The following is a 21,785-nucleotide window of genomic DNA, read 5'->3' on the forward strand; positions in this document are numbered from 1 at the left end:
CCATGGCAGTCAGCGCCAATCGACTTGAATTGCTTCAGATCGCCGATGCCGTTGCGCGCGAGAAATCGATCGACCGCGGCATCGTCATCGCGGCGATGGAGGACGCCATCGCCAAGGCCGCGCGGGCCCGCTACGGCAGCGAGACTGACGTTCACGCCGAGATCGACCCGAAGAAGGGCGAGCTGCGGCTGTCGCGCCACATGCTGGTCGTCGACAAGGTCGAAAATCATTCCAACCAGATCTCGCTGGTCGATGCGCAGCGCGCCAATCCCGGCGCCCAGGTCGGCGACACCATCGCCGACACCCTGCCGCCGCTGGAATATGGCCGCATCGCCGCGCAGTCGGCCAAGCAGGTCATCGTGCAGAAGGTGCGCGAGGCCGAGCGCGACCGGCAGTATCAGGAATTCAAGGATCGCATCGGCGACATCGTCAACGGCGTCGTCAAGCGCGTCGAATATGGCAGCGTGATCGTCGATCTCGGCCGCGGTGAAGCCATCATCCGCCGCGACGAGATGCTGCCGCGCGAAGTGTTCCGCAACGGCGACCGCGTCCGCGCCTATATCTTCGACGTCCGCCGCGAGACCCGCGGCCCGCAGATCTTCCTCTCCCGCACCCATCCGCAGTTCATGGCGAAGCTGTTCGCGCAGGAAGTGCCGGAAATCTATGACGGCATCGTCGAGATCAAGGCGGTCGCCCGCGATCCGGGCTCGCGCGCGAAAATCGGCGTGATTTCCCGCGATTCCTCGGTCGATCCGGTCGGCGCCTGCGTCGGTATGCGCGGCTCGCGCGTGCAGGCCGTGGTGAACGAGCTGCAGGGCGAGAAGATCGACATCATTCCCTGGTCGCCCGACATCGCGACCTTCGTGGTCAACGCGCTGGCGCCGGCCGAAGTCTCCAAGGTCGTCATCGACGAAGACCGCGAGCGCATCGAGGTCGTGGTGCCCGACACCAACAACCAGCTCTCGCTGGCGATCGGCCGCCGCGGCCAGAACGTGCGTCTGGCCTCGCAGCTCACCGGCTGGGACATCGACATCCTGACCGAGCAGGAGGAATCGGAGCGCCGCCAGGCCGACTTCGAGAACTCCACCCGCGTCTTCATGGAATCGCTCAACGTCGACGAGGTGGTCGGCCAGCTGCTGGCGTCCGAAGGCTTCACCTCGGTCGAGGAGCTCGCGATGGTGGACGTCAAGGAGCTCGCCGGCATCGAGGGCTTCGACGAGGAGACCGCACAGGAGCTCCAGAACCGCGCCCGCGAATATCTCGAGCAGCAGGAAGCCGAGCTCGAGGCACGGCGCAAGGAACTCGGCGTCGAGGACGCCCTCAAGGACGTGCCAGGCGTCACCTCCAAGATGCTGGTGAAGTTCGGCGAGAACGACATCAAGACCGTCGACGACCTCGCTGGCTGTGCCACCGACGATCTGGTCGGCTGGACCGAGCGCAAGGAAGGCGGCGAGCAGACCAAGTATCCGGGTGCACTCGACGGTATCGAGATCTCCCGTGACGATGCCGAGGCGATGATCATGCAGGCCCGCGTCAAGGCCGGCTGGATCACCGAGGCCGATCTCGCCAAGCCCGCTGAAGAGGCTGAAGCGACCGAAGATCAGCCGGCTTAAGGGCGACGGAGGATGTCGCCCGGATGCTCGCCAGCACGGACAGCGAACTCGACCATGGACCGCGGACCGAAAGGTCCGCGACCATGCGGATGTGCGCGGTCACCCGGCAGGTCCGGCCGATCGACGAGCTGATCCGCTTCGTCGTCTCGCCGCAAGGCGACATAGTTCCCGATCTCAAGCGCAAGCTGCCCGGTCGCGGCATGTGGGTCACCGCCTCACGCGAGGTGGTTGCGGAAGCCGCGCGGCGTCACCAATTTAACAAAGCCTTCAAGCGCGAGCTGCGCGTTCCCCAGACGCTTCCCGCCGATATTGAGGCGCTCCTCGTCAGGAGCGTGACGGAAGCCCTTGGGATTGCTGCCAAGGCGGGCCAGGTCGTGGCCGGCTTCGGCAAGGTCGAGAGCGCCCTGCGGGAAGGCACGGCCGAGGTCCTGATCCACGCCAGTGACGGGGCTGCGGACGGAATCCGCAAATTGGACATGCTGGCGCGTCAAAATGCCGGAAATCGCGGTGCCGAACCGCCGATTCCCGTCGTCACCGCACTGAAATCGTTAGAATTGGATTTGGCACTGACCCGGTCAAATGTGATACATGCTGCGCTGCTCGCGGGCCCGGCGAGCAGGTCATTCCTGTCACGTAGCCAGATGCTGGTCCGATACCGGATGGCGGACGATGACAAGACTGCCGAAAAGCACGGCCAGGATTTCTGAGAGACACCGACGAACCGATCTGACGGTGCGGCAACGCACAACACTGATAAATCAGGATTAGGACTGCTGAATGGTTGATACCAAGACCCCTGGCGACAAGAAGCTGAGCGTTCCGAGCAAGACGCTATCGCTCAAGCCGCGCGTCGAAACGGGTACCGTGCGCCAGAGCTTCAGCCATGGCCGCAGCAAGCAGGTCGTGGTCGAGAAGCGCGGCAAGCGCCGCATTGGTGACGGCCCCGAGCCGCACGCGCCTGAGGTAGCTGCAAAGCCCGCTCCGTCGCGCCCCGCGCCGCCGCCCCCGCCGCGCAATGCCGGTTCCGGCGTGGTCCTGCGCACCCTGACCGAGGATGAGCGCTCGGCCCGTGCCAGCGCGCTGGCCGATGCCAAGGTGCGCGAAGTCGAAGAGCGCCGCCAGGCCGAGGAAGAGGCCCAGCGCCGCGCCGTCCGCGAGGCCGCCGAACGCGCCGAGCGCGAGGCCGCCGAGTCGCGCCGCAAGGCCGAGGAAGAGCGCCACCGTCACGAGGACGAAGCCAAGCGGAAGGCCGAGACCGAGGCCAAGAAGCGTTTCGGCGAAGGCGAGCAGGCGCAATCCGCTCCGCGTCCCGCTGCGGCGGCACCGGCCGCTCCCGCGCCGCGTCCCACCAGCGCGCCCGCAGCGCGTCCCGGCGCCCCCGCGACGGCACGTCCGGGAACAACGACCGCGCGCCCCGGAACAACCACGCAACGGCCGGCCGGCGGCGGCCCGCTGGGTCGTACTCCGGCAGTCGCAGCCGGACCGGACGAGGACGATGGTCCGCGCCAGATCCGCCGCGGTCCCGGCGGTGCTGCGCGTCCTGCGGCAGCCCCCAAGACCACCCACAAGCCCGGCCCGCAGAAGGAACGCGGCCGCCTGACCGTCGTCACCGCGCTCAATGCCGACGAGGTGCGCGAGCGCTCGATCGCCTCGTTCCGTCGCCGCACCCAGCGCCTGAAGGGCCATGCCTCGAATGAGCCGAAGGAAAAGCTCATCCGCGAGGTGGTCATTCCGGAAGCGATCACCATCCAGGAGCTCGCCAACCGCATGGCCGAGCGCGCGGTGGACGTCATCCGCATGCTGATGAAGCAGGGCGCGATGCACAAGATCACCGACGTGATCGACGCCGACACCGCGCAGCTGATCGCCGAAGAGCTCGGTCACACCGTCAAGCGCGTTGCCGCCTCCGACGTCGAAGAAGGCCTGTTCGACCAGGTCGACGATTCCACCGACACCGAGACCCGTTCGCCGGTCGTGACCGTGATGGGCCACGTCGACCACGGCAAGACCTCGCTGCTCGACGCGCTTCGTCACGCCAACGTGGTCTCCGGCGAAGCCGGCGGCATCACCCAGCATATCGGCGCCTATCAGGTGCTGTCGCCCGAGAGCGGCAAGAAGATCACCTTCATCGACACGCCCGGCCACGCTGCGTTCACCGCGATGCGCGCCCGCGGCGCCAAGGTCACCGACATCGTCGTGCTGGTGGTCGCGGCCGATGACGGCGTGATGCCGCAGACGGTCGAAGCCATCAATCACGCCAAGGCGGCAGGCGTGCCGATCATCGTTGCCATCAACAAGATCGACAAGCCCGATGCCAAGCCCGAGCGCGTGCGCACCGAGCTGCTCCAGCACGAGGTGCAGGTGGAATCCTTCGGCGGCGAAGTCGTCGACGTCGAGGTGTCCGCCAAGAACAAGACCAATCTCGACAAGCTGCTCGAGATGATCGCGCTGCAGGCCGAAATCCTCGACCTGAAGACCAATTCGGAGCGTCCGGCCGAAGGCACCGTGATCGAAGCCAAGCTCGACCGCGGCCGTGGTCCGGTCGCCACCGTGCTGGTCCAGCGCGGCACGCTCCGTGTCGGCGACATCATCGTCGCCGGCGCCGAGATGGGCCGCGTCCGCGCGCTGATCTCGGATCAGGGCGAGACGGTGCAGGAGGCAGGCCCCTCGGTGCCGGTCGAAGTGCTCGGCTTCAACGGTCCGCCGGAAGCCGGCGATCGTCTCGCCGTGGTCGAGAACGAAGCCCGCGCCCGCCAGATCACCAGCTACCGCGCGCACCAGAAGCGCGAGAACGCGGCTGCCTCGATCTCCGGCATGCGCGGCTCGCTCGAGCAGATGATGTCGCAATTGAAGACGGCGGGCCGCAAGGAATTCCCGCTGATCGTCAAGGCCGACGTGCAGGGCTCGCTGGAAGCCATCCTCGGCTCGCTGGAAAAGCTCGGCACCGACGAAGTCGCCGCCCGCATCCTGCATGCCGGCGTCGGCGGCATCTCGGAATCCGACGTGACGCTCGCGGAAGGCTTCAACGCCGCGATCATCGGCTTCTCGGTTCGTGCCAACAAGGAGGCCGCTGCGGCCGCCAAGCGCAACGGCATCGAGATCCGCTACTACAACATCATCTACGACCTCGTGGACGACGTGAAGAAGGCGATGAGCGGCCTGCTCGCGCCGACCCTGCGCGAGACCATGCTGGGCAACGCCGAGATTTTGGAGATCTTCAACATCTCCAAGGTCGGCAAGGTCGCCGGCTGCCGCGTCACCGACGGTACCGTGGAACGCGGCGCCAATGTGCGCCTGATCCGCGACAACGTCGTCGTGCACGAAGGCAAGCTGTCGACGCTGAAGCGCTTCAAGGACGAGGTGAAGGAAGTCCAGTCCGGTCAGGAATGCGGCATGGCCTTCGAGAGCTATCACGACATGCGTGCGGGTGACGTGATCGAGTGTTATCGCGTGGAGACGATCCAGCGCTCCCTGTAAGTCCAAATCTTACCGAAGCGCCTGGATCTTTTTGAGCTGAAATTGCGGGAGTGCGATGGCCGGATTTTTTCCGGCCATCCACGCCTCATTCGTTTCAACAGGACAAATGACAATGCTCGTGTCCCAAACGCGGGCACGACGAGGTGATTTTCGACCATGCCCCGCCACCACCAGAAAAAAAGTTCCGCGCCCGGCGGCTCGCAGCGTCAGTTGCGCGTCGGCGAGCAGGTTCGCCATGCGATGGCCGAGATTCTGGCGCAAGGCAACGTGCATGATGCGGATCTTGAAGGCCACATCATCACCGTGCCGGAGGTACGGATGTCGCCCGACCTGAAGCTCGCGACAATCTACGTGATGCCGCTCGGTGGCCGCGACACCGAGGTCGTCATCGCTGCGCTCGAGCGCAACAAGAAATTCCTGCGCGGCGAAGTCGCGCGGCGCGTTAACCTGAAATTTGCACCTGACATTCGTTTCCGCGTCGACGAACGATTCGACGAAGCGGAACGGATCGAGAAGCTTTTGCGAACACCTGCGGTGCAGAAGGATCTCGAACAGGACTTGGAACAGGATCCGGATACGGATCGGGAAGAAGAGCAATGACGATGGACCCGGCTCACGGCACGATCGGCGGCAACGATGCCGATCAGCGCGATGTGCAGAAAAATAATTTTGCGGAGATCGGCGGCAATTCCGAGCCGCATCAGGAGCCGCGCCGCGTCAACAACGACCCTCGCGCCAAGCAGCAGAAGGGCAACCAGGTTCGGCGCGACCGCCGCGACGTCCATGGCTGGGTCGTGCTCGACAAGCCGATCGGCATGACCTCGACGCAGGCGGTTGCCGTGCTCAAGCGCCTGTTCAACGCCAAGCGTGCGGGACACGCCGGCACGCTCGACCCGCTCGCCTCCGGCGGCCTGCCGATCGCGCTCGGAGAGGCCACCAAGACGGTTCCCTTTGTGATGGACGGCCGCAAGCGCTACCAGTTCACCGTGTGCTGGGGCGAGGAGCGCGACACCGACGACATCGAGGGCCGGGTGACCGCGACCTCGGACCAGCGCCCGACCCGGGAGGCCATCCTGGCCCTCCTGCCCCGCTTCACCGGGGTGATCGAGCAGATTCCGCCGCGCTATTCGGCGATCAAGGTCCAGGGCGAGCGCGCCTATGACCTCGCCCGCGACGGCGAGGTCGTGGAGCTGGCCCCCCGCCCGGTCGAGATTCACCATTTAGCCCTTGTAGATCAACCAGATACCGACCGGGCCGTGTTCGAGGCAGAATGCGGCAAGGGCACCTATGTCCGCGCGCTCGCCCGCGATATGGGCCGGATTCTCGGCACTTATGGCCATATCTGCGCGCTCCGGCGGACCCTGGTCGGCCCATTTGGCGAAAACGACATGATTCCGCTGGATCAGTTGGAGGCTTTATGCGATAGAGCCGCGTCCGGCGAGGGCAGCCTCGCCGACGCGCTTTTGCCCGTTGAGACCGCGCTGGACGACATCCCGGCACTGGCCGTCACTCGGGCTCATGCGGCAAGGCTCCATCGGGGCCAAGCCGTTTTGTTGCGCGGACGGGATGCGCCCACTTGTAGCGGCACAGTCTATGTCACGGTGGCAGGCCGTCTTTTGGCGCTTGCCGAAGTTGGCAATGGCGAAATCATCCCCAAGCGTGTGTTCAACCTGACCGGCCTGACTGCCAGCCCCGGTCGCAACGAGAGAAATTGACGATGTCGATTGCCGCAGAACGCAAAGCGGAAGTCATCAAGACGAATGCCACCAAGGCCGGCGACACCGGCTCGCCCGAGGTTCAGGTCGCGATCCTGTCGGAACGCATCAACAACCTTACCAACCATTTCAAGACCCACGTGAAGGACAACCATTCGCGTCGCGGCCTCTTGAAGCTGGTCTCGACCCGCCGCTCGCTCCTCGACTACCTCAAGAAGAGGGACGAGGCGCGCTACAAGGCGCTGCTCGAGAAGCACAACATTCGTCGCTAACAGTTCCTGCGCGCGCCACCGGCGCGCGTTTTTGCGCGTAGTTTTCGAACGAAAGCACTTATTTGAAGGTTTTTGATCGAGGCTGCGTGCGCGTCGGATGCGGGCCAACAACCACTCGCATCCGGGGCATGACCGAAGACCGCGGTTCGGTGTTCGCGTTCGTGCCGACTGACAGTCCAGCAGCAATCCGGCGGCTGGGCACAACGGGCAAGGCGCCCGTATGACCCGAAAGGATGGACGCCATCCGACATCCAAAAACCATGGCAGGATCGCAGGACGCTGATCATCCGCTCCGATCAGCGTCCCGCAATCTTGCGCATGGTTTTTGTTTTTCGAAGCGTCCCTTCTTTCGAGAACCCATGAAAGAAGACCTCTATGTTCACTAAGCATTCAGTCGAGATCGACTGGGGCGGACGCCCTCTCAAGCTCGAAACCGGCAAGATCGCCCGTCAGGCCGACGGTGCCGTCATCGCCACCTATGGCGAGACCGTGGTGCTCGCCACCGTCGTCGCGGCGAAGGCGCCGCGCGAAGGCGTCGACTTCCTGCCGCTGACCGTCGACTACCAGGAGAAGACCTACGCCGCGGGCCGCATTCCCGGCGGCTACTTCAAGCGCGAGGGCCGTCCGACCGAGAAGGAGACGCTGGTCTCCCGCCTGATCGACCGTCCGATCCGTCCGCTGTTCGTCGACGGCTGGCGCAACGAGACCCAGGTGATCGCCACCGTGCTGTCGCACGACATGGAGAACGATCCTGATATCGTCGCGCTGGTGGCATCGTCGGCGGCGCTGACCCTCTCCGGCGCGCCGTTCAAGGGCCCGATCGGCGCTGCGCGCGTCGGCTTCGCCAATGACGAGTTCATCCTCAACCCGACGCTCGACGAGATGGTCGACACCCAGCTCGACCTCGTCGTCGCCGGCACCGCCGACGCCGTGCTGATGGTGGAATCGGAAGCCAAGGAGCTGAACGAAGACATCATGCTCGGCGCCGTGATGTTCGGTCACCGCCACTTCCAGCCGGTCATCAACGCGATCATCGAGCTCGCCGAGAAGGCCGCCAAGGAGCCGCGCGAAGTCACCGTGATCGACAATGAGGCGCTCGAGAAGGAGATGCTCGGCCTCGTCGAGCAGGAGCTGCGCGCCGCCTACGCCATTCCGGTCAAGCAGGATCGCTACGCCGCGGTCGGCAAGGTCAAGGAAAAGGTGATCGCTCACTATTTCCCCGAAGGGCAGGAGCCGAAATACGACAAGCTCCGCGTCGCTGCGGTGTTCAAGGAGCTGGAAGCCAAGATCGTTCGCTGGAACATCCTGGACACCGGCAAGCGCATCGACGGCCGTGACAGCAAGACCGTGCGCAACATCGTCGCCGAAGTCGGCGTGTTGCCCCGCGCCCACGGCTCGGCCCTGTTCACCCGCGGCGAGACCCAGGGCCTGGTCGTGACCACGCTCGGCACCGGCGAGGACGAGCAGTACATCGACGCGCTGTCGGGAACGTACAAAGAGACGTTCCTGCTGCACTACAACTTCCCTCCCTACTCGGTCGGTGAGACCGGCCGCCTCGGCGGCACCAAGCGCCGCGAGATCGGCCACGGCAAGCTCGCCTGGCGCGCGATCCACCCGGTGCTGCCGCCGCATCACGAATTCCCGTACACGATCCGCGTGGTCTCGGAGATCACCGAATCCAACGGTTCCTCGTCGATGGCTTCGGTCTGCGGCGCCTCGCTCGCTCTGATGGATGCCGGCGTGCCGTTGAAGCGGCCGACCGCGGGCATCGCGATGGGCCTGATCCTCGAAGACAAGCGCTACGCGGTGCTTTCGGACATCCTCGGTGACGAGGACCATCTCGGCGACATGGACTTCAAGGTCGCCGGCACCGAGCAGGGCATCACCTCGCTCCAGATGGACATCAAGATCGAGGGCATCACCGAGGAGATCATGAAGGTCGCCCTCGGCCAGGCCAAGGAAGGCCGCATCCACATCCTCGGCGAGATGGCCAAGGCGCTCACCAACGCCCGCGCCGAGCTCGGCGAATACGCGCCGCGCATCGAGACCTTCAAGATCCCGACCGACAAGATCCGCGAAGTGATCGGCACCGGTGGCAAGGTGATCCGCGAGATCGTCGAGAAGACCGGCGCCAAGGTCAACATCGAGGACGACGGCACCGTGAAGGTCGCCTCCTCCGATGGCGAGGCGATGAAGGCTGCGATCAAGTGGATCAAGTCGATCGCGTCCGAGCCGGAAGTCGGCCAGATCTATGACGGCACCGTCGTCAAGGTGATGGAGTTCGGCGCCTTCGTGAACTTCTTCGGCTCCAAGGACGGCCTCGTCCACATCAGCCAGCTCGCTTCGGCGCGCGTGCAGAAGACCTCCGACGTCGTCAAGGAAGGCGACAAGGTCAAGGTCAAGCTGCTCGGCTTCGACGACCGCGGCAAGACCCGCCTGTCGATGAAGGTGGTCGATCAGACCACCGGCGAGGACCTCGAGGCCAAGGACAAGGCCGCCGAGGGCGAGAAGGCTCCGCGGGAAGCGGCCGGCGAGTAAGCCTCGCGACACTGCCAGAAACGCGAAAGGGCGGCCGAAAGGCCGCCCTTTTTATTGGTGTCTGGCGCATCGCCTCTCCGCAGTCCGTAGCCCGCATGAAGCGAAGCGGAATGCGGGACCGGCGCCCCGGATTGCGCTGCGCTCCATCCGGGCTACGGGAGGTCACCTCTCCCGCAAGCGGGAGAGGTGCACTAGCTCACGCCGTGATGTCGTAGCGGTCGAGGTTCATCACCTTGATCCAGGCCTTGGCGAAGTCCTTGACGAACTTCTCCTTGGCGTCCGAGGTCGCATAGACCTCGGCGAAGGCACGGAGCTGCGAGTGCGCGCCGAAGATGAGATCGGCGCGGGTGCCGGTCCACTTCACTGCGTTGGTCTTGCGGTCGCGAGCCTCGTAGCTGCCGTCAGCCGCCGGCGTCCACTGCGCGCTCATGTCGAGCAGGTTGACGAAGAAGTCGTTGCTCAGCGTTCCCACCTTCGCGGTGAGCACGCCGTGCTTCGAACCGTTCGCATTGGCACCGAGCACACGCAGGCCGCCGACCAGCGCGGTCAATTCAGGCCCGGTGAGCTTGAGCAGCTGCGCACGATCGACGAGGGCTTCTTCCTGCTGCAGGAACTGATGCTTCTTGCCGAGATAGTTGCGGAAGCCATCGGCCCGGGGCTCGAGCGGCGCGAAGGACTCCGCGTCGGTCTGCTCCTGCGAAGCATCCATGCGGCCCGGCGTGAAGCCGACCTTCACGTCGACGCCGGCATCCTTGGCGGCCTTCTCGACCGCGGCGGTGCCGCCGAGCACGATCAGGTCCGCCAGCGAGACCTTCTTCGCGCCTGACGACGCATTGAAGTCCTTCTGGATCGCTTCGAGCTTGCCGAGCACCTTGGAGAGCTGGGCCGGCTGGTTCACCTCCCAGTCCTTCTGCGGGCTGAGGCGGATGCGCGCGCCGTTGGCGCCGCCGCGCTTGTCCGAGCCGCGGAACGTCGAGGCCGACGCCCAGGCAGTCGAGACCAGCTCGGAGACCGAGAGGCCCGAAGCCAGGATCTTGGTCTTCAGCGCAGCGACGTCCTGATCGCCGACCAGCTCGTGGTTCACGGCCGGAATCCGATCCTGCCAGATCAGCGCTTCCTTCGGCACCAGCGGGCCGAGATAACGCTGGATCGGGCCCATGTCGCGGTGGGTCAGCTTGAACCAGGCGCGGGCGAAGGCGTCCGCGAACTGATCGGGGTTTTCGAGGAAGCGGCGCGAGATCTTCTCGTAGGCCGGATCCATGCGCAGCGACAGATCGGTCGTCAGCATGGTCGGCCGATGCTTCTTCGACTTGTCGAAAGCATCGGGGATGATCGCGTCGGCACCCTTGGCCGTCCACTGGTTCGCACCGCCCGGGCTCTTCGTCAGCTCCCATTCGTACTTGAACAGGTTCTCGAAGAAGTTGTTGCTCCACTTCGTCGGCGTCGTCGTCCAGGTCACCTCGAGACCGCTGGTGATGGAATCACCCGCGAGGCCCGACGCGTGCTTGCTCTTCCAGCCGAGGCCCTGATCTTCCAGCGCACCCGCTTCCGGCTCCGGACCGACCAGCGAGGGATCACCCGCGCCATGGGTCTTGCCGAAGGTGTGACCACCGGCGATCAGCGCGACGGTCTCCTCGTCGTTCATCGCCATGCGGGCGAACGTCTCGCGGATGTCCTTGGCCGCGGCGACGGGATCCGGCTTGCCGTTCGGGCCTTCCGGGTTGACGTAGATGAGGCCCATCTGCACGGCGCCGAGTGGTTCGGCCAGCTGGCGTTCGCCGCTGTAGCGCTCATCGCCGAGCCAGGTGCCTTCCGGACCCCAATAGAGCTCTTCCGGCTCCCAGACATCGGCGCGGCCACCCGCAAAGCCAAACGTCTTGAAGCCCATCGATTCCAGCGCGACGTTGCCGGCGAGCACCATCAAATCGGCCCAGGAGAGCTTGCGGCCGTATTTCTGCTTGATCGGCCAGAGCAGACGGCGCGCCTTGTCGAGGTTGGCGTTGTCGGGCCAGCTGTTGAGCGGCGCAAAGCGCTGCTGGCCGGCTCCGGCGCCACCGCGCCCGTCGGTGATGCGATAGGTGCCCGCGCTGTGCCAGGCCATGCGGATCATGAGGCCGCCATAGTGACCGAAGTCAGCCGGCCACCATTCCTGCGACTCCGTCATCAGGGCGGTCAGGTCCTTGATGACCGCGTTCAGGTCGAGCGACTTGAATTCCTTGGCGTAGTCGAACTCCTTGCCCATCGGGTCGGACAGGTCGGAATTCTTGTGCAGCATCTCGATGCTGAGCTGGGTTGGCCACCAGTCGCGGTTCACGCGCGTGGGTTTTCCGCCCGAAAACGGGCACTTCGAAGTGTCGTCCATGATTACCTCCTCTGGTGGCGTCCGACGGCGCCTTTGACCAGGTAGAACCACTCTAAGCGCCGCCTCCTATCAGGTGAAGTTGACTTTAATGATCGCTGCGATAGGATTTTCTTATGATCAATCTGACGCTGCGCCAGCTCCGGTATTTCGACGCGCTGGCGCGCCACGGCCATTTCGGCCGCGCGGCTGAATCCTGTTCGATCTCGCAGCCGGCCCTGTCGATGCAGATCAAGGAACTGGAGGAGACGCTCGGCGGCCTGCTGCTGGAGCGCAGCGCGCGCCAGGTCGCGCTGACCCGGTTCGGCGAGGAACTCGCCCAGCGCGTCCGCGACATCCTGCGTTCGGTCGACGAGCTCGGCGATTTCGCCCGGGCCTCGCAGGACCGCTTCGCCGGCCGCCTGCGCATCGGCATGATCCCGACCATCGCGCCCTACCTGCTGCCCACGATCACCAAGAACCTCACGCGCATGCACCCGGAGCTCGACATCCGCGTGCGCGAGACGATGACGCCGCGGCTGATCCAGGAGCTGGTGGAGGGACGGCTCGACACCGCGATCGTCGCGCTGCCGGTGTCGGAGCCCTCGCTCACCGAGGTTGCCCTGTTCGAGGAGAAATTCCTGCTGGTGCGGCCCGGCGCGGAAGAGGGAACACCGGCACCCTCGCGGGAGATGATGCGGGAGATGCGGCTGCTGCTGCTCGAGGAGGGACACTGCTTCCGCGATCAGGCGCTGTCGTTCTGCAACATGCAGTCGGCGCCGCCGCGCGAGATGCTGGACGCGAATTCGCTGTCGACGCTGGTGCAGATGGTCAGCGCCGGCATCGGTGTCACCTTGATCCCGGAGATGGCGGTGCCGGTGGAGACGCGGTCAGCCTCGGTCTCGCTGACGCGCTTTCGCGACCCGCAGCCCTCGCGCACCATCGGCATGGTCTGGCGCAAGACCAGCCCGCTGGCGCGGCAGCTGCTGCAGATTTCCGAGGTGGTGTGCCTGTCGGCCGGCAAGGTGCGCGCGAAACAAGCCGTGCGCAGCCAAAAGGCCTAAGGCTACGATGTCAGATCCGATCATCCGCCCCGCCCGTGCCGACGAATATGACGAAGTCGGCCGCGTCTGGATGGAGAGCTGGGTTTCGACGGGGCTCGGCGAGGCCAGCGAATTCCTGCTGGCAAACTTACGCGCACGTATCCGGCACGAGATCGAAGACGGCTGGAGCCTGTACGTCGCCGACGACGACGGCGCCATTGCCGCGATGCTGGCGCTGCATCTGCCAAAGCTCTACCTCGACATGCTGTTCGTCGGGCCCGCCTATCAGGGCCAATCGCTCGGGCGGAAGCTGCTCGCCTTCACGCGCACGCAAATGCCGGATGAGATGTATCTGCGCTGCGTCCGCGAGAACGAAAAGGCCTGGCGCTGGTACGAGCGCGAAGGTTTTGTGTTCGAGAAGCAAGAGATCGAGCCGTCGAACGGGTTCATGATGAAGTACTACCGCTGGAAGCGGCCCGCCGGGTAGGCAGCGAATCTATGGTGCAGCTTGCGGTTGTCGCGTTCCCCACCTAGTGTGGCGTGTCCGATGACCTCATGCCTCTGATCTCCCGGAATCCATGTTTCGCATTGCTGTCTCGCTGATCGCGCTGCTGTCCCTCCTGACCTCCGCAGCCGGCCAAACTCCTCCGGCAACCACGGCGCCCTCCGCTCAGACTGCGGCGCCGGCCAAGCCGGCAGTCAAGAAGGCGGCGCCGAAGGCCAAACCGGCTGCAGGACAGCCGGTCGCGGCGGAGAGCGGCCCCTGTCAGATCGGCGTCATTTCCGCGATCGGAGACCAGTTCTCGGTGCAACATGTCGGCCTCACGATGTTCGGCAACGAGTATATGGAGGCGCCGATCGAGGCGTGGGGTATCGATGATCTGTTCGTCGCGACGGTTCGCGCCGCGGCTCCCGGCACGGCCGTCCGAAAGATCGCTTACGCAAGCGGAGCCTTCAAGCCGTACTATCATCCGGAAGCGAAATTGTTCCGCAATGACCGCGACGACCTGACGGCCCTGGTGCGGCAGATCGCGGGAACTGCAAATTGCGAACGCTACGTCGTAGCTACGAAAGCCCGCGTTTCCGTTGATGGCACCAATCAATCAATCGAGGGCCTCGGGGTCTACAAGAATTGGGCGAGCCCTTCCGGGCGCGGCGTCGTGGTTGCCTATTTCCGTATCAACGTTTTTGACGGACGAACTTTCGTCATCCATCGAGCGCCTACCCGGAGCTTCGGAGATGTGATTGCTTCGAGTTTTTCCAACAAGTACGACAATACGCAGATCCTCAACAATCTCGAGTTTCCCAAGACTCCTGAACAGGTGACCAACAGTGCATTGCTGCGTGACAGCACACGCAGCCTGCTCACGGCCCAGCTGGACAAGTATCTACCCGCGTACATCAAGGGCGAGTAAGCACATTTGCCGACGGGACGCGACAAAGGGCATCGCTCGTCCGCTTGCTGCGGCTGGGCTGCATTTGTCGTTCTGGCCCGGTTGGTCGTCGTTGCGGCTGTCCTGTGGGGCTTTTTGATAGCTGCTTGGGCGCAGACGCCATCGGCGCCATCAGTGACAGGAGCCGAGACGGCAGGATCGGTCAGCAAGCAAGCCAACGGCAAGACGGCCACGCGGCGTGGAGCCACGGGCAGGCCCGCTTCCGCCGGCGGCGGCTCGTGCGACTTCGGTGTCGTCGTCACCACCGGCGACGAGTTCACCGCGCTGACGACCGGCCTGACCGTATTTCAGAACAAGAAGATGGTGGTCCCGATTCCAGGCTGGGGACTCAGCGATCTGATCTTCGCGCGGACCCGCGCCGCGATCCCTGCCGGCGTGTCCGTTCTGAGAATCCCCTACAACCCGGCGAAATTTCCTCCCCGCGATGAGTCCAAGGACACATTGAAGGACAGGTTGTTCGGCGATCTCAACGCGGAGCTGGCCGGATACATGCGCGAGGTCGTGAAAGGAACGAATTGCCGGCACTACATCCAGATCCTCAATTCAATCAGCCCTATCGGGACATCGAACTATACGGTCCGCGGTTTCGGCATCCTCAACCAGGATGTCGTGCTAGGGCGTCGCATCTATCTCTACGCCCTGGCGTTTATCCGCATCTTTGACGGGCGCGACTTCTCCGTTGTCAGACAGAGCTCTGCGCTGATCAACATGCATCATTCCCTGGTGGTGCAGAGGCTTCTGGGCAGGCAAATCGGCGGCCCCTATCGCGAATTACCCGCAGAATCGTTTCCAACGCGCCCTGAAGATGCCGCCGACAATCCCGATCTGCGCGATGGCGTGCGCGCCATGCTGACCGAAAGCCTCGACAAGACGCTGCCGCTTTTGCTCGGCGTTCGATCAGCCGCGAGTCAAAGCGACGCCAAAGAACGTTGACCCACATGTCGTTCACGCCGCTTGCCTTCTGCCTAGGCGTAGTGCGTTGCGGATGCGCGGCAAACGCGGCATGAATTGCGCGCTGTTGGCCTTCCGCCGATGAAAGGGTTCCCGCCATGATCAAGCTCTATTGGTCGCCCCGCTCGCGCTCGTTCACGACGCTCTGGCTAATGGAGGAGAGCAGCCTGCCCTATGAGCGCGTGCTGACCGATATCTCGACCGGCGCGCAGAAGGCGCCGGACTATCTGAAGATCAATCCGATGGGCAAGGTGCCGGCGCTCAGTGACGGCGATGCCGCGCTCGGCGAAGCCGCGGCGATCTGCGCCTATATCGCCGACCGCTATCCCGAGACGAAGCTCGCGCCTGGCGTGACCGACCCGCGCCGCGCGCGCTATCTGCAATGGCTATTCTTTTCACCTAGCTGCATCGAGCCGGCCATCATCCAGATCTTCACCAAGATCGAGATCCCGACCTCGACCGCGGCCTGGGGCAGCGCGACGCAGGTGTTCGACGTGCTGGAGGCCGCGCTCGCCAAGGGTCCGTGGATTCTCGGCGAGGAGTTTTCCGCCGCCGACGTCACGGTCGGCTCGGGCCTGAATTTTGCGGTGCGCCTGTTCAAGATGGTGCCGTCGCGGCCGGCCTTCGATGCCTATCTGGCCCGCTGCATGGCGCGGCCGGCATTCCAGCGCGCCGAGAAGATCGCGGCCGGTTAAATGGACTCTCGTAGGGTGGGCAAAGCGTAGCGTGCCCACGTCCTCCATCTATGGCGATCGCTGAGAGATCGTGGGCACGTCGCTTGCGCTCCTTTGCCCACCCTACGGCAGGGTCGTCTATTCGGCTTTCAGATCGTCCGGCCGCGGCATCAACACGATGTTGTAGCCGGAATCGACATAGTGGATCTCGCCGGTCACGCCGCCCGAGAGGTCCGACAGCAGATACAGCGCCGAGCCGCCGAGCTCGTCGAGCGTGACGCCGCGGCGAAGCGGCGAGTGCTTCTGCATGAAGGCGAACATCGCCCGCGCCTCGCCGATGCCCGAGCCCGCGAGCGTGCGGATGGGCCCCGCGGAGATCGCATTCACGCGGATGCCGCGCGGTCCGAAATCGGAGGCGAGGTAGCGCACGGAGGCTTCCAGCGCCGCCTTGGCGACGCCCATCACGTTGTAGTTCGGCATCGATCGCTCGGAGGCGCCGAAGGTCAGCGTGATCATGCTGCCGCCCTCCGTCATCAGCTCGGCGGCGCGCTTCGCCACTTCCGTGAACGAGAAGCAGGAGATCACCATGGTGCGCGAAAAGTTCTCGCGGCTGGTGTCGGCGTAGCGGCCCTTCAGCTCGTTCTTGTCGGCAAAGCCGATCGCGTGGATGACGAAGTCGAGCTTGCCCCATTTCTCGCGGAGCACAGCGAAGGTGGCGTCGACGCTGGCGATGTCCTCGACGTCGCAGGGCAGCACCAGATCCACACCGAGCGATTCCGCCAGCGGCTTGACGCGCTTGCCCAGCGCCTCGCCCTGGAAGGTGAAGGCAAGCTCGGCACCGTGGGCATGCAGCGTCTTCGCCATACCCCAGGCGATCGAATGATCATTGGCGATGCCCATGATCAGACCGCGCTTGCCTTTCATCAGTCCTTCCATTGCCTCGCGGCTCCTATCATTCCCACGTCATCGCCCGCGCATGCGGGCGATCCAGTATTCCAGAGACAGCAATTACAGGCCGAGAAGCCGCGGTGTGGGAGCTCACACATCCAGCCGGCTGAACACCAGCGTGGCGTTGGTGCCGCCGAAACCGAACGAGTTCGACAGCACGGTGCCGACCTTCACATTGTCGATGCGCTTGCGCACGATCGGCATGTCGGCGAACACGGGGTCGAGCTCCTGGATGTGTGCGCTCTCGCAGATGAAACCGTTGTTCATCATCAGCAGCGAGTAGATCGCCTCCTGCACGCCGGTCGCGCCCAGCGAGTGCCCGGTCAGCGCCTTGGTCGCCGAGATCGGCGGGCACTTCTCGCCGACGCCGAACACCCTGCGGATCGCCTCGATCTCCGGCGGATCGCCGGCCGGCGTCGAGGTCGCGTGCGGATTGATGTAGTCGACCTTGGTCTTCACCGTCGACATCGCCATGCGCATGCAGCGCTCGGCCCCTTCGCCCGACGGCGCGACCATGTCGTGGCCGTCCGAGGTCGCGCCATAGCCGACGATCTCGCCATAGATGCGCGCACCGCGCGCCTTGGCATGCTCGAGCTCCTCCAGCACCAGCACGCCGGCGCCGCCGGCGATGACGAAGCCGTCGCGGTTGACGTCGTAGGGGCGCGACGCGGTGGCCGGCGTGTCGTTGTATTTCGAGGACATCGCGCCCATGGCGTCGAACAGCACCGACAGCGACCAGTCCAGCTCCTCGCAGCCGCCGGCGAAGATGACGTCCTGCTTGCCGATCTGGATCGTCTCATAGGCATTGCCGACGCAGTGGTTCGACGTCGCGCAGGCCGAGGAGATCGAATAGTTCACGCCCTTGATCTTGAACCAGGTCGCGAGCGTCGCGGAAGCCGTCGACGACATCGCCTTCGGCACTGCAAACGGCCCGACGCGCTTCGGCCCCTTGGTGCGGGTGATGTCGGCGGATTCGACGATGGTGCGCGCGGACGGACCGCCCGAACCCATGATGATGCCGGTACGGATGTTGGAGACTTCGTCGGGCGACAGACCGGAATCCTGGATCGCCTGCTCCATCGCGATGTGATTCCACGCCGCGCCCTGACCGAGGAAGCGCATGGCGCGGCGGTCGACCACCGTCGAAGGATCGAGCGTCGGCTCACCTTGCACCTGCGAACGGAAGCCGAGCTCGGCATATTTCTCAGCCCGCGAAATGCCCGACTTCGCCTCGTGAAGGCTCGCAAGCACTTCCTGGGTGTTGTTTCCGATGGACGAAACGATGCCCATTCCGGTGACCACAACCCGCCTCATGACAGCCTCGCCTAAATCGTTGTCTTTCTTGGTGATGCGCCTCAGCCCAGGCTCGTGCCCTGCTTGAACAGGCCGACCTTCAGATCCTTGGCGCGATAGATAATCTGGTCATCGACCGAAAGCCACCCGTCGGCGATACCGAGCACGAGCTTTGAGCGCATCACGCGCTTCATGTCGACGTTGTACACAACCTTGCGGGCCTCGGGCAGCACCTGGCCGCTGAACTTCAGCTCGTTGAGGCCGAGCGCACGGCCGCGACCTTCGCCGCCGATCCAGCCCAGATAAAAGCCGACCATTTGCCACAGCGCATCGAGGCCGAGGCAGCCGGGCATGACGGGATCGTTCTTGAAATGGCAGCCGAAGAACCAGAGGTCGGGCTTCACGTCGAGCTCAGCGCGCACCAGGCCCTTGCCGAACTCGCCGCCTTTGTCGTTGATTTCCGTGATGCGGTCGAACATCAGCATCGGCGGCAGCGGCAGCTGGGCATTGCCCGGGCCGAACATCTCGCCGCGCGCGCATGCCAGCAAATCCTCGTATTCGTAACCGTTGCGCCTGTTCAGCATGCACGAGCCTCTGTTCAAATACCGGTTGAGCGGCGTTCTTTGGCGAAAATGGGCCCCGTCTCGGTCGGAGAGCAACGCCAATTGCCGTCGTCAGGCGCAGCTCCCGCAAGCCCCGGATGGACGGCGGACCGGGCTTCCATGCCCGGTTGCGCCAAAATCGGCTAAGCGGAACCGCGGGCTCTCTAACACACGCCATTTCAGTGGCAAAGCGCTCTCATGAAGGTAAAATGACGGCGTCCTCGCCCGGTTCCAGAGCTGATTAGAACCTCTCTAGTTGCGAGAAACTTGCATCTGCATCTTTCTATTCTTATATTGCAGGGAGATATTGTTCACGCGTGCCCGAAAACTGGAAATGAGCGAGAATACCGCGCCCAACCACGACGACGACGTCCATGCCGCGGCCCTTCTGTCCGGCCGCCAGCCGGCCCTGACCGGCTGCCCCTGGCACGACGTCAACGAAATGCTCCAGTCCGCCGGGCTGCGTCCGACGCGCCAGCGGATGGCGCTCGGCTGGCTCCTGTTCGGCAAGGGCGCACGCCACCTCACGGCTGAAATGCTGTACGAGGAAGCAACCCTCGCCAAGGTCCCGGTGTCGCTGGCGACCGTCTACAACACGCTGAACCAGCTCACCGATGCCGGCCTGCTCCGCCAGGTCAGCGTCGACGGCACCAAGACCTATTTCGACACCAACGTCACCACCCACCACCACTACTACCTCGAGAACAGCCATGAGCTGGTCGACATCGAGGATCCGCATCTGGCGCTGTCCAAGATGCCGGAGGTGCCCGAGGGCTACGAGATCTCCCGCATCGACATGGTCGTGCGCCTGCGCAAGAAGCGCTAGCGTCGTCCCGGCCTAGTGCGCAATTGCGCACGGGGGGCCGAGACCCATACCGCGTGATTTATCGATAGGAATAGCTGCCCGTACCGCGGGACGACTGAATAACCACCAGTCTTGGTAAAACTTTTGCCTGTGGTTATGGGTCCCGGCTTTCGCCGGGACGACAACAACCAGTCAATTCACCTGCTCGTCCGAATACACGCCCCAGAGGCGTTCCTGCTGGATCCAGCCGTCAAAACCGTTACCGGTGACGCGGCACCAGTTTGCAGTGCACTTTTTCACCTGCGTGACGACACCGGCCTGGAGCCTGGCCGCGACCGCGCTGTCGGGATCGGCCCGGTCGTAGATCGGCGCGAGATCGTCCTTGTGCTTCATGGTGACGACCGCGGTGCGGCGGCCCGACAGCAGCGAGTGATAGACCCAGCCCTCGGCGCCCTCGGAATCGCGCACCCGGCGCCAGTTCTCGAACTCGGCGGTAATTTCGACCGGCAGGCCGGCGCGGGTATAGACCCAGGCCACGTCATTGTCCTTGGTCGGGCCGGCGCGGACGTTGACGTGATCCGACTTGAGGCTGACATAGCGCGGCACCGGCAAGCCGCTGGCGGTCTGCGGGGTATTGTCCTTCGCCGAATGCGAGGGGCCGACCGAGGCGCTCAACCAGGTACACACGAGCGCCATCACCGAACAAAAACGCCCCAACGCCATCAACCCGTCTCCTGTCGAGGGCCCGGCCACACGCCGAATCCTCACCCCAAACTCCAAAAACCTGCCCTGTCGGTCCCTTCCCCGCCCCACGCGGGTGTTCCGCCAAGCCTTGACCCGTGGTTCTTGTCTTGGCCCGGCCTTCTGCTAGAGAGGACGGACGCTTGAACAACCAGTTTGTCCCGATTTTCCAGCCTGGAAATGTCGGGAGAGCTTGAAGGAAACGCCGGGGACGACACGGCAAGGGCAGTGTCGAACAACCGGGTTAATGAGGCCTGAACGACCGGCCTTTGGCGACAGAGGCGGCGTGGGGCGCCTCATGAGAGCAGGACATGTCGGTGAAGAAAAAGCCCCTCGTCGTGGTGACGCGCAAGCTGCCGGATTCGATCGAGACGCGGATGCGCGAGCTGTTCGACGCGCGGATCAATCTCGACGACACGCCGATGTCGCCTGACCAGCTCGCGGAAGCCGCGCGCACCGCCGACGTGCTGGTTCCGACCGTGACCGACCACATCACCGCCGACATCGTCAACCAGCCCGACTGCAAGCTGCGCCTGATCGCCAATTTCGGCAACGGCGTCGACAATATCGACGTCGAGGCCGCGCATGCCCGCGGCATCACCGTCACCAACACGCCAAAAGTCCTGACCGAGGACACCGCCGACATGACCATGGCGCTGATCCTGGCCGTGCCGCGCCGGATGATCGAAGGCGCCTCGATCCTCACCGAAGGAAAATCCTGGGCCGGCTGGTCGCCGACCTGGATGCTCGGCCACCGCATCGGGGGAAAACGTCTCGGCATCGTCGGCATGGGCCGCATCGGCCAGGCGGTGGCGCGGCGCGCCCGCGCCTTCGGCCTGCAGATCCACTATCACAACCGCCGTCCCGTCGCCCCGAAGATCGCCGAGGAGCTGGGTGCGACCTATTGGGAGAGCCTCGACCAGATGCTGGCGCGGATGGACATCATCTCGGTGAACTGTCCGCATACGCCGGCGACCTATCACCTGCTCTCGGCGCGGCGGCTGAAGCTGATCCGCAAGGACGCCTATATCGTCAACACCGCGCGCGGCGAGGTCACCGACGAGGACACGCTGATCAAGCTGATCGAAGGGGGCGAGATCGGCGGCGCCGCCCTCGACGTCTATGAGCACGAGCCCGCGGTCAATCCGAAGCTGGTGCGGCTTGCGAAAGCCGGCAAGGTGATACTGATGCCGCATATGGGCTCGGCCACGATCGAGGGCCGCGTCGAGATGGGCGAGAAGGTGATCATCAACATCCGTACCTTCCTCGACGCCCACAAGCCGCCGGACCGCGTGCTGCCGAGCATGCTGTAGGGTGCCGC

The 21,785-nt window shown here is 64.5% G+C and carries 19 protein-coding genes; 14 read left to right on the plus strand and 5 right to left on the minus strand.

Annotated features, from left to right (window positions below):
• The first annotated feature begins 2 nt into the window (after positions 1-2).
• From nusA to pnp, 7 genes are all read left to right on the plus strand, one after another.
• On the plus strand, positions 3-1,613 hold the full coding sequence (gene nusA / locus IQ16_RS01515) for a transcription termination factor NusA (RefSeq protein WP_018644193.1): 1,611 nt from the start codon (positions 3-5) through the stop codon (positions 1,611-1,613).
• A gap of 23 nt (positions 1,614-1,636) precedes the next feature.
• On the plus strand, positions 1,637-2,320 hold the full coding sequence (locus IQ16_RS01520) for an RNA-binding protein (protein ID WP_018644192.1): 684 nt from the start codon (positions 1,637-1,639) through the stop codon (positions 2,318-2,320).
• Between the two features lie 70 nt (positions 2,321-2,390).
• Positions 2,391-5,090 carry a translation initiation factor IF-2 gene (gene infB, locus IQ16_RS01525; protein ID WP_018644191.1) on the plus strand — a complete coding sequence of 900 codons (2,700 nt, stop codon included), beginning with the start codon at positions 2,391-2,393 and terminating at the stop codon, positions 5,088-5,090.
• Positions 5,091-5,246: 156 nt separating this feature from the next.
• The gene (gene rbfA / locus IQ16_RS01530) at positions 5,247-5,690 is read left to right on the plus strand and encodes a 30S ribosome-binding factor RbfA (RefSeq protein ID WP_018644190.1); all 444 of its coding nucleotides are present in this window, start codon (positions 5,247-5,249) and stop codon (positions 5,688-5,690) included.
• Positions 5,687-6,805, plus strand: a complete 1,119-nt coding sequence (gene truB, locus IQ16_RS01535) for a tRNA pseudouridine(55) synthase TruB (protein WP_018644189.1) — start codon at positions 5,687-5,689, stop codon at positions 6,803-6,805. The genes rbfA and truB overlap by 4 nt, the downstream gene beginning before the upstream one ends.
• 2 nt (positions 6,806-6,807) lie before the next feature.
• Positions 6,808-7,077, plus strand: a complete 270-nt coding sequence (gene rpsO / locus IQ16_RS01540; RefSeq protein ID WP_018644188.1) for a 30S ribosomal protein S15 — start codon at positions 6,808-6,810, stop codon at positions 7,075-7,077.
• 375 nt (positions 7,078-7,452) lie between these two features.
• Complete coding sequence (gene pnp / locus IQ16_RS01545; RefSeq protein WP_018644187.1) at positions 7,453-9,615, plus strand: polyribonucleotide nucleotidyltransferase; 2,163 nt, start codon at positions 7,453-7,455, stop codon at positions 9,613-9,615.
• Between the two features lie 196 nt (positions 9,616-9,811).
• On the opposite strand, the gene katG is transcribed toward pnp, so the two are convergent.
• Entirely contained in the window at positions 9,812-11,977 is a 2,166-nt protein-coding gene (gene katG, locus IQ16_RS01550; protein ID WP_018644186.1) for a catalase/peroxidase HPI, read from the minus strand.
• 113 nt (positions 11,978-12,090) lie between these two features.
• Here katG and IQ16_RS01555 point away from each other — a divergent pair, with 113 nt between their 5' ends.
• The 5 genes from IQ16_RS01555 to IQ16_RS01575 all read left to right on the plus strand — a co-directional run bounded on the left by IQ16_RS01555 (position 12,091) and on the right by IQ16_RS01575 (position 16,096).
• A complete protein-coding gene (locus IQ16_RS01555) occupies positions 12,091-13,017 on the plus strand; it encodes a hydrogen peroxide-inducible genes activator (RefSeq protein ID WP_018644185.1) in 927 nt (308 codons plus the stop codon).
• A 7-nt stretch (positions 13,018-13,024) separates the two neighbouring features.
• Positions 13,025-13,483, plus strand: a complete 459-nt coding sequence (locus IQ16_RS01560) for a GNAT family N-acetyltransferase (protein WP_018644184.1) — start codon at positions 13,025-13,027, stop codon at positions 13,481-13,483.
• Between the two features lie 319 nt (positions 13,484-13,802).
• Positions 13,803-14,411, plus strand: coding sequence for a hypothetical protein (locus IQ16_RS01565; RefSeq protein ID WP_244635497.1), 609 nt, complete (start codon positions 13,803-13,805; stop codon positions 14,409-14,411).
• A gap of 153 nt (positions 14,412-14,564) precedes the next feature.
• Positions 14,565-15,383, plus strand: coding sequence for a hypothetical protein (locus tag IQ16_RS01570; RefSeq protein ID WP_018644182.1), 819 nt, complete (start codon positions 14,565-14,567; stop codon positions 15,381-15,383).
• Between the two features lie 116 nt (positions 15,384-15,499).
• The gene (locus IQ16_RS01575) at positions 15,500-16,096 is read left to right on the plus strand and encodes a glutathione S-transferase family protein (RefSeq protein ID WP_018644181.1); all 597 of its coding nucleotides are present in this window, start codon (positions 15,500-15,502) and stop codon (positions 16,094-16,096) included.
• 117 nt (positions 16,097-16,213) lie between these two features.
• On the opposite strand, the gene fabI is transcribed toward IQ16_RS01575, so the two are convergent.
• The 3 genes from fabI to fabA all read right to left on the minus strand — a co-directional run bounded on the left by fabI (position 16,214) and on the right by fabA (position 18,900).
• Positions 16,214-17,011, minus strand: coding sequence for an enoyl-ACP reductase FabI (fabI, locus tag IQ16_RS01580; protein ID WP_018644180.1), 798 nt, complete (start codon positions 17,009-17,011; stop codon positions 16,214-16,216).
• Between the two features lie 102 nt (positions 17,012-17,113).
• Positions 17,114-18,337 (minus strand): beta-ketoacyl-ACP synthase I, encoded by a 1,224-nt coding sequence (gene fabB, locus IQ16_RS01585; RefSeq protein ID WP_018644179.1) that lies wholly within the window; start codon positions 18,335-18,337, stop codon positions 17,114-17,116.
• Between the two features lie 41 nt (positions 18,338-18,378).
• The gene (gene fabA / locus IQ16_RS01590; protein ID WP_018644178.1) at positions 18,379-18,900 is read right to left on the minus strand and encodes a bifunctional 3-hydroxydecanoyl-ACP dehydratase/trans-2-decenoyl-ACP isomerase; all 522 of its coding nucleotides are present in this window, start codon (positions 18,898-18,900) and stop codon (positions 18,379-18,381) included.
• Positions 18,901-19,252: 352 nt separating this feature from the next.
• Here fabA and irrA point away from each other — a divergent pair, with 352 nt between their 5' ends.
• Positions 19,253-19,744: an iron response transcriptional regulator IrrA gene (gene irrA, locus IQ16_RS01595; RefSeq protein ID WP_018644177.1), complete on the plus strand. Its 492-nt coding sequence runs from the start codon at positions 19,253-19,255 to the stop codon at positions 19,742-19,744.
• A gap of 171 nt (positions 19,745-19,915) precedes the next feature.
• On the opposite strand, the gene IQ16_RS01600 is transcribed toward irrA, so the two are convergent.
• Positions 19,916-20,446 (minus strand): SH3 domain-containing protein, encoded by a 531-nt coding sequence (locus IQ16_RS01600; protein WP_018644176.1) that lies wholly within the window; start codon positions 20,444-20,446, stop codon positions 19,916-19,918.
• A 329-nt stretch (positions 20,447-20,775) separates the two neighbouring features.
• Here IQ16_RS01600 and IQ16_RS01605 point away from each other — a divergent pair, with 329 nt between their 5' ends.
• The gene (locus IQ16_RS01605; protein ID WP_018644175.1) at positions 20,776-21,777 is read left to right on the plus strand and encodes a 2-hydroxyacid dehydrogenase; all 1,002 of its coding nucleotides are present in this window, start codon (positions 20,776-20,778) and stop codon (positions 21,775-21,777) included.
• Positions 21,778-21,785 lie beyond the last annotated feature (8 nt).

Origin of the sequence: Bradyrhizobium huanghuaihaiense (genome assembly GCF_007830635.1) — a bacterium.
Lineage (GTDB): Bacteria > Pseudomonadota > Alphaproteobacteria > Rhizobiales > Xanthobacteraceae > Bradyrhizobium > Bradyrhizobium huanghuaihaiense.

What these genes read in the sequence shown, in the direction of transcription:
- nusA (WP_018644193.1), top strand. Translation starts at nt 3, where the DNA reads ATGGCAGTCAGCGCCAATCGACTTGAATTGCTTCAGATCGCCGATGCC.
- IQ16_RS01520 (WP_018644192.1), top strand. Translation starts at nt 1,637, where the DNA reads ATGCTCGCCAGCACGGACAGCGAACTCGACCATGGACCGCGGACCGAA.
- infB (WP_018644191.1), top strand. Translation starts at nt 2,391, where the DNA reads ATGGTTGATACCAAGACCCCTGGCGACAAGAAGCTGAGCGTTCCGAGC.
- rbfA (WP_018644190.1), top strand. Translation starts at nt 5,247, where the DNA reads ATGCCCCGCCACCACCAGAAAAAAAGTTCCGCGCCCGGCGGCTCGCAG.
- truB (WP_018644189.1), top strand. Translation starts at nt 5,687, where the DNA reads ATGACGATGGACCCGGCTCACGGCACGATCGGCGGCAACGATGCCGAT.
- rpsO (WP_018644188.1), top strand. Translation starts at nt 6,808, where the DNA reads ATGTCGATTGCCGCAGAACGCAAAGCGGAAGTCATCAAGACGAATGCC.
- pnp (WP_018644187.1), top strand. Translation starts at nt 7,453, where the DNA reads ATGTTCACTAAGCATTCAGTCGAGATCGACTGGGGCGGACGCCCTCTC.
- katG (WP_018644186.1), bottom strand. Translation starts at nt 11,977, where the DNA reads ATGGACGACACTTCGAAGTGCCCGTTTTCGGGCGGAAAACCCACGCGC.
- IQ16_RS01555 (WP_018644185.1), top strand. Translation starts at nt 12,091, where the DNA reads ATGATCAATCTGACGCTGCGCCAGCTCCGGTATTTCGACGCGCTGGCG.
- IQ16_RS01560 (WP_018644184.1), top strand. Translation starts at nt 13,025, where the DNA reads ATGTCAGATCCGATCATCCGCCCCGCCCGTGCCGACGAATATGACGAA.
- IQ16_RS01575 (WP_018644181.1), top strand. Translation starts at nt 15,500, where the DNA reads ATGATCAAGCTCTATTGGTCGCCCCGCTCGCGCTCGTTCACGACGCTC.
- fabI (WP_018644180.1), bottom strand. Translation starts at nt 17,011, where the DNA reads ATGGAAGGACTGATGAAAGGCAAGCGCGGTCTGATCATGGGCATCGCC.
- fabB (WP_018644179.1), bottom strand. Translation starts at nt 18,337, where the DNA reads ATGAGGCGGGTTGTGGTCACCGGAATGGGCATCGTTTCGTCCATCGGA.
- fabA (WP_018644178.1), bottom strand. Translation starts at nt 18,900, where the DNA reads ATGCTGAACAGGCGCAACGGTTACGAATACGAGGATTTGCTGGCATGC.
- irrA (WP_018644177.1), top strand. Translation starts at nt 19,253, where the DNA reads ATGAGCGAGAATACCGCGCCCAACCACGACGACGACGTCCATGCCGCG.
- IQ16_RS01600 (WP_018644176.1), bottom strand. Translation starts at nt 20,446, where the DNA reads ATGGCGTTGGGGCGTTTTTGTTCGGTGATGGCGCTCGTGTGTACCTGG.
- IQ16_RS01605 (WP_018644175.1), top strand. Translation starts at nt 20,776, where the DNA reads ATGTCGGTGAAGAAAAAGCCCCTCGTCGTGGTGACGCGCAAGCTGCCG.